Genomic DNA, 11,855 nt, shown 5'->3' with positions numbered 1-11,855 from the left:
ATTTGAATGATAGAGAATAAGATCAAAAGAATTACTGTTCCCCAGATATCGGCGAAAAAAAATAAGGAACCAATTGTTTCCTTGACCGCCTATACTGCTTCAGTTGCACAAATTGTGGATCCTCATGTTGATTTGATACTTGTGGGTGATTCACTCGGGATGGTCATTTACGGATTTGACACGACTTTGGCCGTGACAGTTGAAATGATGATCGAACATGGCAAGGCTGTTATGCGTGGATCAAAAAATGCGTGTGTGATGGTTGATTTACCTTTCGCCTCCTATCAGGAAAATCCGCAGCAGGCCTTTAGGAACGCAGCACGCATATTGCAGGAAACGGGTGCAGCAGCAGTGAAACTCGAAGGTGGGGAGGAAATGGCTGAAACCGTTGAATTTCTTGTCAAAAGAGGTATACCTGTTTGTGGACATGTTGGATTGATGCCGCAAGCTGTTCAAACCATGGGTGGGTTTAAAATTGCAGGAAGAAACACCAAACAAATTGAAAAAGTCATGCGAGATAGTAATGCTATTGCCAAAGCGGGTGCTTTTGCAATTGTTTTGGAGGGAGTGGTTGAATCAGTGGCAAAAACAATTACTGAACAATTATCAATTCCTACAATTGGAATAGGTGCTTCTCCAGCCTGTGATGGTCAAGTCTTGGTATGTGATGATATTTTTGGCGTTTTTCAAGGATTTAAACCAAAATTTGTTAAACGGTATGCCCAAATTGGTCAAACAATGGAAGAGGCAGTCAAATCATATGCCATGGAAGTCAGATCCAGAACTTTTCCAAGCGCTGAATTCTGTTTTGAAAAATAGACCAAATATTTCTTGTTTAAGGTTTTGAAAAAGGCGAGCATTCATTGATGCATCGCCATTTTTGATATATCTAGGATTATGCTAATGCGGCTGCAATACGTTTTGCAAATAATGTTGGATCAGATGGCATTTCCCCATCCTGTATTTTTGCAAGATCAAGCAGTATAAAAGCAGCTTCATCTATATTCTCACCTGAATTTACCTTCTTGATTAAAGATTTGATTAAATTATGATTAGGATTAATTTCCAGAACAGGTGGGGCTGAAGGAATTGAGCGATCATTACGACGCATTAAACGTTGCATCTGTAAATCGGGACCGTCCTCTTTTGCTGCCAAAATTACAGGACTGTCAACAAGGCGTGTCGTCATGCGAGCATCCGTAATTTTGTCTTTCAAACTTTCCATCAAAGTTTTTAAAAGTTTTTCTTCTTCCTCGCTGTTTGATCTTTCCTCCTTTCCCATAAGTTTATCGAGATCTTCCTTGGCACGGGTAATGCTGCGTAAAGGTTTTTCCTCAAATTTTCCAAACCGATCAGGCCAGAAAGCATCCACGGGATCAGTGAATAATAGGACCTCGATTCCTTGTGCCTTGAAACCTTCAAGATGAGGTGAGGTTTTTAAGACTTCAAGGGAATCTCCAGCCAAGAAATAGATGGCCTCCTGATTTTCTTTCATACGTTCCACATAGTCGGAAAGACTTGTCAAACCATCAACGGTAGATGAATAGAATCTTGAGATTTTGGCAATTGTATCATTGTTTTCATTGGGTTCCCAAAGTCCTTCTTTAAGAATTGCCCCGAAAAGTTCCCAAAACTTTGTATATTTTTCTTTATCTTCCGAAAGTTTTTTTAATTCACTTATCACACGGTTAACAAGGTTCTTACGAATACGTGCAAGAACGGGCGTGTTTTGTAGCATTTCCCTGGATACATTTAGGGGAAGATCTTCAGTATCCACAATCCCCTGAATGAAACGTAACCAAGGTGGAAGCATGTCCGCTTCATCCGTAATAAACATACGGCGTACATGCAATCGTACCTTGCTTTTTCTTTCTTGATCGACTGGTGCGAATGGAGAAACCATTCCGGGAATAAATAACAAAGAAGTGAATTCAATCACGCCTTCAGCATGCCATAAAAGCGTAGCCAATGGTTTGTCAAATAAATGGGTTACATGACGATAGAATTCATCTAGTTGTTCATCGGATATATCGCCACGTGGTTTTGTCCAGATTGCTTGACCTTCATTGGCGGATGTTTCTTTGTCATCCTGTTTAATCGTAATGGGCCAGGCAATATGATCTGCCCATTTACGGATAATATTCTCCAGTCGCATGCTTTCCAAATATTCTTCAGCATCTTTTTTAATATGAAGAATAACATCTGTACCAGGTGTATTTCTTGTTGAGGAAGCGATACTATACTTGCCTTTACCTTCAGAGTTCCATGCCCAGGCTTCATCCGATCCGGCACGTCGTGAAATTACCTCAACTTTATCCGCCACCATGAAGGCTGAATAAAATCCAACACCAAATTGACCGATGAGGTTAACACGATCTTCGGGTTTGGCATCCTTGAGCTGTTTTTCAAACGCTCTTGTTCCTGATTTTGCAATGGTTCCGAGATTTTGGATCATCTCATCTTTACTCATACCGAGACCATCATCACTGATCGTTAATAAATTTCCCTTTTTATCAACGGTTAAAATTATTTGGGGTTTATCGGGCAAGGCAACTGTTTGATTGGTAAGCGATTCAAAACGTCTTCTATCCAATGCATCTGCAGAATTGGCAATTAATTCTCTTAAAAAAATTTCTCTCTCTGAATAAAGTGCATGAACAACCAGATCCATAAGGCGTTCAACTTCTGCACTAAAATTGTGTTGTTCTTCAGCATGCGTAGATGTTGCATCACTCATTTTCACTTGTAAGCCTTTATCATATTTATGGGTTAAAATTAAATTTGAATTAATTATATAACAAAATAAACTGGAAATTAACGAAGACAATTAATAATTTTTTTTGGTAACAATTAAATTTTTAAAAATTCTTTCCACTGACTGGTAATCATAATCAGAAATTCAGTCATAATTTTTTGAATTCTAAAAAAATTTTCATTGAGTTGGAAACATTCTTCATTCAAATACAATTTTTTATTTATTTCAATTTGTAAAACATGAATATTTTTAAAAGGATTTCCATAATGACTGGTAATATACCCTCCTGCATAAGGTATATTTTTTTTCACTGTTAAGCCTTTTGATTGAAAATATCTAGCAGTCTGGTTTATTAACAGCGGGCAACAGCTTTTTGAAAAATTGTCCCCTAATACTATATCTGCAAAGGCAGGGGTTTGGATGCGTGGGGATGGCATTGAATGTACATCGAGGATGATGCCTCCATTAAAACGATTTTTAAAGTTATGAATGAAATTTTTAATTTGTTGATGATAGGAAAACCAATAATTTTGAATTAGTTTTTCAATATGAATAAATGAAAGATAATATTTGAAAATAACTTTTCCTGAATTACTGATTTTATGAACTGTTCCAATTCCGTTTTTTACCCGAGCGGATTCTGTATCACACCATGGGGGAAGTTGTTCTTTGAACATTTTTGGATCAAGTTCCCATGCCCATCGATTGAGATCACAGAAAATACGGGATAATTCTGCATTTAACAAACTTCCACCATAATTAGATACATGATGAAAAAGTTCATGGACAAAACTGTCTTCACTCTTGCGTAATTCATCCAAGGGTAATCTTGTTAGTTCAAGCAAATTCTGTGGATAGAATTGTCCAGAATGAGGTGAGCTGACTAAAAACGGTAAAACATTACTATCAGGTTTCTGTAAACGATATATTTTTGTTTTATGAATTGGCACAAAATAACCTTGCTAACGGAAAAAAAAGAATGATTTTATATAAAATATTTTATTTTTTTGCATTTGACCACTTGCGCTTTTAAACTAAGATGTGTATCAAGCAGTTTATCAAACGTTAAGATGGGCGCATAGCTCAGCGGGAGAGCACTACCTTGACATGGTAGGGGTCACAGGTTCAATCCCTGTTGCGCCCACCATCTTATCATAACCGTGAAAAAAACTAATCATCATTCAAAAATTATTGTCTTTCGTTTTTACGTATAATCATCATAATTTACCTGTATAATTTAAAAAACATCTAAAATTTCCTGTTTGTGTATTGGATAAAATGATGATTAATAATATTTATTGTGTTGGCAGAAATTTTGCTGAACATGCAAAAGAATTGGGAAATCAAATCGAATCTGTCCCCGTAATTTTTAGTAAACCCAACACCTCCTTGGTAGAGGGAGATTCAATTATCCTACCTGATTTTTCACAGGATATTCATTATGAAACAGAAATTGTATTAAAGATTTCCCAGGATGGTTTTAAAATTTCGGAGAACAAAGCCGAAAATTATTATGATGAAATCGCTCTTGGCCTTGATTTGACGGCTAGAGACCTGCAAACAGCATTGAAAGAGAAAAAATTACCCTGGTTTTTGGCAAAGGGTTTTAAAGATTCCTGTTACCTTTCCTCTTTTGTAAAAAAGGAACTGTTATCTCATCCTATTTGCTTTTCAATGAAATTAAATGGAAAAGAGCGTCAGAGAGGTAATAGCAATAACATGATATTTAATTTCAGCAAGATTATATCCTATATTAGCCAGTTTGTTCCATTAAAAAAATCAGATGTGATTTTCACTGGTACGCCAAAGGGTGTAGGCAAACTGAAATCTGGGGATCAAATATCACTCTTTTTGCAGGAAAATGAAATTGCTATAGTGAAAGTAAAATAATTACATAATTTTTAATTAAAATTATTTGGTAAGCCAATGTATTTTAATCGACATAAAAGGGTAATAGCGATGAGGCGAAGACAATTTTTGGCAAATTCTATTGGCACAGCAGTTATGGCAGTTGGAAGTGGAAAATTTGTTTTTTCGAATATACCCGCTTTTGCGAGATCATCATCCGAATATAAATCCTTTCTTTTCAATATATATCAACAGGCTGTTCAGCTAGGATTCAATGCCTCTATTATGAGGCATGCTTTGAATTATTCTTTACCGAATAAAAAAGTGATTGAACTTGATCATAAACAGCCAGAATTTGTCATGACATGGCAACAATATTACAAAAAAGTCATAACAAAAGAAAAAATAGAACAAGGTCGCAATAAATTTCATGAACTTCAAACGTTTTTGACTGCCCTTTGGCAGAGTTATGAAGTTGATCCTTCTATACTTGTTGGAATATGGGGAATAGAATCCTTTTATGGCAAATTTCTCGGAAAATTTAATGTTATTGATGCTTTGGCAACTTTGGCTTATGAAGGTAGAAGAGCTAAATTTTTCAAAATTGAGCTCATGAATGCATTAAGAATTCTTAATCATAGAAATATCAATCCCGAAAATATGATGGGCAGCTATGCTGGTGCAATGGGCCAGCCCCAATTTATGCCCAGCGCATATTTACGGTATGCGGTTGATTTTTCAGGAAACGGTCATCCAAATATTTGGACAAATGAAAAAGATGTACTGGCTTCAATTGCCAATTATCTGAAGAAAAATGGTTGGCATGGATCTGAACCCTGGGGACAAAAAATTTTATTGCCAAATGATTTCAATGGTTCATATATCGGACATCATGTTTCAAAAACACTTGGTGAATGGAAATCAATGGGTGTTAAGCGATCAGATGGTTCGGATTTTTCCCGTCTGGATATTTATGGCAGTATTTTGAAACCGGATGAGAAAAATAATAATGGTTTTATGATTTATCATAATTTTAATGTAATACGCCGCTACAACCCTTCGGATTATTATGCACTTGCAGTCGGATTGCTGGGAGATGCGATGGTTGCATAAAATGATTGTTTTTTTGTAATATAAATATAAAATAACAAAATATTAATTTCGTGAATTTGAATTATATCGTGAAAAAATATTTATTTTCTCTATTGTTGATAAGTATAGCCTGTTGTACCAAGGAAGAAAAACCGTTGCAACCAGCTCAGATTCACTATGTGGTTGGTCAACCTTATCAGGTTGGGGAACAATGGTATTATCCAGAGGAAAATTTTGCCTATCATGCAACAGGTTTGGCAGTTATATCCAAAAATCAGAAAGATAAAGTGACTGCTGATGGGGAATATTATGACCCGCAACGTATGACAGGAGCACATCCCACATTGCAATTACCGAGTATTATAAAAGTTCGCAATGTTGACAATGGTAGGGAAATTTTAATTCGTTTGAATGATCGTCCATCATCTTATCCTTCAAGATTGTTGGAATTGACGCCAAAAGCTGGTGGATTGTTGGGAATTTCAAACGGGCAAACAGCGAAAATCGAAATTGTTGAGGAAGAAAATCAAAGCCAAAATCTTGCTTTTGAAATGCCCAATGGTCCGCAAACGGAAATGAAAGTTAACACTGCGCCTTTGGATACAATCATGGTTGAAAATCTGAATGGCAAATCAAGCGAAAATGATGCGAAAAAAAAATCAGATCCCACTTTCCAAAAAGCATTAAATTCTTCATTAATATTAAAAGATTTGCCCGTCACTTTTACGCAAGGTCAAATTACAGGGGGGCAAATATGGATTGATTGTGGCTCTTTCACCTTGCGAATTTATGCTAATAAATTGGCGGCACGTATTGGTGGGAGAGTGATTTATAGTTTTGAAGGAGGGCGCAGAATATTGCATGTTCGTTCTGGTCCCTATCAATCAGTCGAAAGTGCTGATCAAAATCTTGATTATTTGTTAAAATCTGGCATTAAGGGTGCCAAAATTATAGTTGAATAGGAACAAGCGTGCATACTCGTAGATCAATATTGACTGGAATTAGTGGCGTAGCTGCATCTCTGGCTCTGATAGATTCAAATTCAGCAAGTGCCCGAAGAGCCATTCGTAAAGCGGCGGGAAGGAAATTCTCGTCAGCAACTCAAGAAACGGTTTCGAATGGTCCACCAGCCGTAACACCAATAGGTCCTTTTGACACGTTGGCACAATACGCCTTTATCATGGATTATAATACAGGTACCGTTTTGATGGATAAATTGGCAGACCAACCTATGCATCCGTCGTCTTTGACAAAAATCATGACCTGTTATATTGTTTTTGCCATGCTGCGAACCGGGCGTTTAAAACTTGATCAGTTGCTTCCCGTAAGTGAAAAAGCCTGGAAAATGCAGGGATCAAAAATGTTTGTTCCCCTGAATGGACAAGTTTCTGTCCAGGATTTGATCCAGGGTGTTGTTATACAGTCCGGGAATGATGCCTGTATTGTACTTGCCGAAGGAATTGCCGGATCTGAACAGCAGTTTGTATCCATGATGAATGAAATGGCGCCCAAGATGGGATTGCGGAATTCTCATTTTATGAACTGTACCGGATGGCCGGATAGCAATCATCTGATGTCTGCCCGTGATATTGCTCTGATAGCCTATCATCTTATTCATGATTATCCCGAATACTATCATTTTTTTTCCGAAAAAGAATTCACTTTTAATAAAATCACCCAGGGCAATCGAAATGTTTTGGTAGACAAAGGGCTTGCGGACGGTTTGAAAACAGGACATACTGATGCTGGCGGTTATGGATTATGTGCCAGTTCTGAACGGAATGGTCGTCGGGTCATAATGGTGGTCAATGGATTAACCTCGATGAATATGCGGGCCCATGAGAGTGAACGTTTGATAGAATGGTCTTTCAATCAATTTGAAAATGTTAAGTTATTCAATAAAGGGGATATTGTTGAACAGGCACCAGTTTGGATGGGAGCACAAGAAACAGTTCCGCTGGTTGCAGGTGAAAATCTTGTTTTAACCTTGCCTGTCGGGATGCGTGAAAAATTGAAGGTAACCCTTGATTATAATGCCCCTTTGTCCGCACCTGTTATGAAAGGACAAAATGTTGAGGCCTCTCTGTCCGTAAAAAATGGTGGAATTACTGCACAAGTTCCCATAATAGCTGGTGAGACTGTTGAAAAAGCTAATATTATTTCACGTATGATGAAAAATGTAAGCTATCGATTAACGAATAAAAATTAATTAACATTATTTTATTATTTATGTCAGGATATTTTATTACTTTTGAGGGCGGTGAAGGTGCTGGAAAATCTACACAAGCTCAATTATTGAAAGAAAAGCTGCAAAAAGATAATATTGACGTTCTCTTAACCCGTGAGCCAGGTGGAACAACGGGTGCCGAGGCCATTAGGAAATTATTGTTATTTGGGAATTGCGATTTTTCGCTTAAAGCTGAAATCCTGGCTCATTTTACCGCAAGGTGCGATCATGTAGATCAGGTCATAAAGCCAGCGCTGCAGCAGGGTAAAATAGTGCTGTGTGATCGTTTTATTGATTCAACACTGGCATATCAAGGTTATGGATTAGGTAAGGAAAATCCGGATATTTTGGAATTTATTCAAAAATTATCCAATTTGATAGATTTAATTCCCAATTTAACATTGATATTCGATGCCCCTTATGAAATGCTTATTGAGCGTTGTCTAAAACGTCAAACAAAAATTGACGCTTATGAACAACTCGGGTATGATTTTCATTATCGTGTTCTGAATGGTTTTCAACTGATAGCTAAAAATAATAAAAATCGATGTAAAGTTATCAAAGCTCATAAATTATTGCATGAGGTAACTCGGGAAGTTTACAATCTCGTCAAGCATAAACTATCTGAATCAAGATATAACAAAAACAATGACAGTAAAACTAGTTGACTCTTTATGGGGACATGAAAAGGAATATGATTGTTTCAAACAAGCCATTTTCCAGAATAAGCTTCATCATGCATGGTTGATATGTGGTGAGGTCGGGGTAGGCAAAAAAACTTTTGTCAATCATGTCATTCGTTTGATTCTTGGTAGCTCTGAAAATGTGTTGGCTAAGATAAAGGCGGGTAGTCATCCTGATTTATTAACGGTTAGTCGAAGAATAGATGAAAAGAAAAACCGTCTTCGTTCGGAAATTTTGATGGATGATATAAAAGCGGTTGGAACGTTTTTACGATTGACTTCTGCCAATGGCGGGTGGCGCATTGTCATTATCGAAGAGGCGGATTTGATGAATCAGAATGCGGCCAATAGCTTATTAAAAATTTTGGAAGAGCCACCAGATGCTGCTTTAATTTTTTTGATCACTGCACATCCAAACCGTTTGTTGCCAACGATTTTAAGTCGTTGTCGTAAATTAACGCTTCATCCCTTATCAAATACTGTTTTATTAGAAGCCTTGATTAAATTAGCCCCCGAATATTCTGAGGCAGAATATCAAAAAATAATTACCCTGTCTCAGGGAACGATCGGTAAAGCATTATCATTATTGAATTCTGACGCCTCAAATTTGCAAAATATTGTTGATGCCTTTTTCGAGAAGCCTTTCAAAGGAAGTGAGCTGAATGAAAAAGTTAAGTATATTTTACAAAAAGAAGATGGATTTTCTGTTTTTTTTAGCTTATTGACAGATAAATTCAATATGCTGATCGGTGAGGCTATAAAATCAAGGCGGGAACGATTTGGCAATCCATCTCGAACAGTAATGGAATGGATTGATATTTGGCAAAAAATTTTAAAATGGCATAAAGATACAGAATTTTTTAATTTGGATAAAAGACAAACCCTAATTTCCGATTTCGAACTAGTAAGTGAATTATGAAAAACCATTATATGATAACCACCCCGATTTATTATGTAAACGGGTTACCCCATATTGGTCATGCCTATACCTCAATCGCTGCGGATGTTTTGGCCCGATTCAAACGATTGGATGGATATGATGTATTCTTTTTGACGGGTACTGACGAGCATGGACAAAAGGTAGAGCAGGCTGCCCACAATAATGAACAAACATCGGAAGTATTTGTAAATGAAATTTCTGCAAAATTCAGAAATATGGCTGATCAGTTAAACATATCATATAATGATTTTATACGAACGACCGAGGAACGTCATAAAAGAAGCTGCCAGACTTTATGGAAAAAAATCGCTGATGCTGGTCACATTTATCTTGGCGCTTATGAAGGGTGGTATTCACTCAGGGATGAGTGTTATTATAGTGAAGATGAACTAACGACTACAGCAGATGGACAAAAGATTGCGCCCACAGGGGCACAGGTCAAATGGTTAAAAGAACCATCCTATTTTTTTAGATTGTCTGCCTGGCAAGACAAGTTGTTGGAATTTTATGAATTGCATCCAGAATTTATCGGCCCAGAAAGTCGTAAGAATGAACTGTTAAGTTTTGTAAAATCTGGTTTACGTGATTTATCCATCAGTCGTACGAGTTTTAAGTGGGGTATTCCAGTTCCAGGCGATAAGGATCATGTCATGTATGTATGGTTCGATGCGTTGACAAATTATATTTCCGCATTGGGCTATCCTGATACGGAATTATCAGATCGGTGGCGTTTTTGGCCAGCAGATTTGCATTTGGTGGGGAAGGAAATTGCACGTTTCCATGCGTTGTATTGGCCAGCTTTTTTAATGGCGGCGGGTTTGGAAGTTCCCAGACGAATATTTTCGCATGGCTGGTGGACTGTTGAAGGTGAAAAAATGAGTAAATCAGTAGGAAATGTTGTTGAGCCTATTGAATTGATCAATGAGTTCGGACTGGATCCTGTCCGATTTTTTCTTTTGCGTGAAGTTCCTTTCGGTGGAGACGGAGACTATAGCAGACAATCCCTGATCAATCGCATGAATAATGAATTGGCCAATGATCTGGGTAATCTTGCACAGAGAACTTTGACTCAAATTACCAGAAATTGTGACGGTATTTTACCAGATACTGGAAAAAGATTGGATGTGGATATACAGTTGATAGCAAAAGCTAAACTGTTGCCGATTTTATTAAGGGAACAAATGGACCGTCAGGCTTTTAATGAATCTTTGGAGGATATTTGGAAGGTTATACGCGCTTCAAATGCATATATCGATCATCAGGCGCCATGGAAATTGAAAAAAACTGATTTCGAGCGTATGAAGACTGTTTTAAGAACCTTGGTTGATGTGTTGCGCGAAATTGCCACTTGTTTACAGCCATTCATGCCTAATAGTATGGATAAATTATTGACCCAGCTTGGGGTTGGTAAAAATGAACGTAATTTTTCAGATCTTGAAAAAGAAATTCATTCAGGAATAAAATTACCTTTACCTTCTCCTATTTTTCCTCGTTATACGGAAGCTGAACAAATCTGATGCATCTGGTTGATTCACACTGCCATCTTGATTTTTTTGATGATGATGAAAAAAAAGCCATTATAGATCGTGCAACACATGCAGGTTTGGGTGAAGTTGTAACAATAGGAACGCGTTTATCAAATGCGCGGCAGCAAATAGGAATAACCGATTATACAACTGATCATTTGAGTGTATGGTGCACGATTGGAACTCATCCTGAATATGTGATGGATGAACCTTTTTGTTCTGTTGACAGAATTGTTGAATTAACCAATCATCCCAAAGTTATAGGTATAGGTGAAACCGGACTTGATTATTTTTACGGTAAACAAGAGGCTTTTGAACGACAGAAAGAATCTTTTGAAAATCATATCCGTGCCTCACAACAAACTGGATTGCCTGTATGTATTCATGCCCGGGATGCAGATGATGATATTGCCAAAATCTTAAAGAGAGAGACAGAAAAAAGGGGAGGATTTCCATTTTTAATTCATTGTTTTACATCTAGTATGAAACTGGCCGAAACAGTTCTAGGTTTGGGTGGATATATTAGTATTTCAGGTATAATCACTTTTAAAAAAGCCCAGGATTTACGCGATATCGTTCTTCATTTACCTCAAGATAAAATTCTTGTTGAAACTGATTCTCCTTATCTGGCTCCCGTACCATTTCGGGGCAAACAAAATGAACCTGCATATGTTTATCAAACAGCAGAATTTATGGCAAAATTGTTGGCGGTTGATTTTGAAACGTTTAAAAAACAAACAACAGATAATTTTCATCGTCTTTTTAAAAAGGCGTCTTTTTAAAG

Annotated in this window: 11 protein-coding genes and 1 tRNA gene; 10 read left to right on the top strand and 2 right to left on the bottom strand. The window is 37.2% G+C overall.

Translation table 11 applies throughout. The annotated features are described in order from the left end of the window. Nucleotides 1-6 precede the first annotated feature (6 nt). Complete coding sequence (gene panB, locus H3T44_RS04000; RefSeq protein WP_198196199.1) at nucleotides 7-819, top strand: 3-methyl-2-oxobutanoate hydroxymethyltransferase; 813 nt, start codon at nucleotides 7-9, stop codon at nucleotides 817-819. A gap of 76 nt (nucleotides 820-895) precedes the next feature. Here the strand turns inward: panB and htpG are convergent, their stop codons facing one another. Together htpG and H3T44_RS03990 are read right to left on the bottom strand one after the other, a co-directional pair. Further along, the gene (htpG, locus tag H3T44_RS03995) at nucleotides 896-2,737 is read right to left on the bottom strand and encodes a molecular chaperone HtpG (RefSeq protein WP_198196197.1); all 1,842 of its coding nucleotides are present in this window, start codon (nucleotides 2,735-2,737) and stop codon (nucleotides 896-898) included. 113 nt (nucleotides 2,738-2,850) lie between these two features. Continuing rightward, a complete protein-coding gene (locus tag H3T44_RS03990) occupies nucleotides 2,851-3,705 on the bottom strand; it encodes an N-formylglutamate amidohydrolase (protein WP_198196195.1) in 855 nt (284 codons plus the stop codon). A gap of 122 nt (nucleotides 3,706-3,827) precedes the next feature. Here H3T44_RS03990 and H3T44_RS03985 point away from each other — a divergent pair. From H3T44_RS03985 to H3T44_RS03945, 9 genes are all read left to right on the top strand, one after another. Further along, nucleotides 3,828-3,902: transfer RNA gene (locus H3T44_RS03985), tRNA-Val, on the top strand. Between the two features lie 131 nt (nucleotides 3,903-4,033). Next, complete coding sequence (locus tag H3T44_RS03980; RefSeq protein WP_198196193.1) at nucleotides 4,034-4,645, top strand: fumarylacetoacetate hydrolase family protein; 612 nt, start codon at nucleotides 4,034-4,036, stop codon at nucleotides 4,643-4,645. 69 nt (nucleotides 4,646-4,714) lie between these two features. Continuing rightward, nucleotides 4,715-5,716, top strand: a complete 1,002-nt coding sequence (locus H3T44_RS03975; RefSeq protein WP_198196191.1) for a lytic transglycosylase domain-containing protein — start codon at nucleotides 4,715-4,717, stop codon at nucleotides 5,714-5,716. A gap of 68 nt (nucleotides 5,717-5,784) precedes the next feature. Continuing rightward, nucleotides 5,785-6,657, top strand: a complete 873-nt coding sequence (locus H3T44_RS03970; RefSeq protein WP_198196190.1) for an SPOR domain-containing protein — start codon at nucleotides 5,785-5,787, stop codon at nucleotides 6,655-6,657. An 8-nt stretch (nucleotides 6,658-6,665) separates the two neighbouring features. Then, on the top strand, nucleotides 6,666-7,904 hold the full coding sequence (locus tag H3T44_RS03965; RefSeq protein WP_198196188.1) for a D-alanyl-D-alanine carboxypeptidase family protein: 1,239 nt from the start codon (nucleotides 6,666-6,668) through the stop codon (nucleotides 7,902-7,904). 20 nt (nucleotides 7,905-7,924) lie between these two features. After that, complete coding sequence (gene tmk / locus H3T44_RS03960; protein ID WP_198196186.1) at nucleotides 7,925-8,590, top strand: dTMP kinase; 666 nt, start codon at nucleotides 7,925-7,927, stop codon at nucleotides 8,588-8,590. Then, nucleotides 8,571-9,524, top strand: a complete 954-nt coding sequence (locus H3T44_RS03955) for an AAA family ATPase (protein ID WP_198196184.1) — start codon at nucleotides 8,571-8,573, stop codon at nucleotides 9,522-9,524. The genes tmk and H3T44_RS03955 overlap by 20 nt, the downstream gene beginning before the upstream one ends. Beyond that, nucleotides 9,521-11,062 carry a methionine--tRNA ligase gene (gene metG / locus H3T44_RS03950; RefSeq protein ID WP_155569188.1) on the top strand — a complete coding sequence of 514 codons (1,542 nt, stop codon included), beginning with the start codon at nucleotides 9,521-9,523 and terminating at the stop codon, nucleotides 11,060-11,062. The genes H3T44_RS03955 and metG overlap by 4 nt, the downstream gene beginning before the upstream one ends. Continuing rightward, nucleotides 11,062-11,853 carry a TatD family hydrolase gene (locus H3T44_RS03945; protein ID WP_198196181.1) on the top strand — a complete coding sequence of 264 codons (792 nt, stop codon included), beginning with the start codon at nucleotides 11,062-11,064 and terminating at the stop codon, nucleotides 11,851-11,853. Before metG ends, H3T44_RS03945 begins: the two co-directional genes overlap by 1 nt. Nucleotides 11,854-11,855: the final 2 nt, after the last annotated feature.

Source organism: Commensalibacter sp. M0355 (assembly GCF_016101365.1).
GTDB classification, from domain to species: domain Bacteria; phylum Pseudomonadota; class Alphaproteobacteria; order Acetobacterales; family Acetobacteraceae; genus Commensalibacter; species Commensalibacter melissae.
Note: the sequence above shows the minus strand (reverse complement) of the source record. Positions and strands in the feature narration are given on the sequence as shown.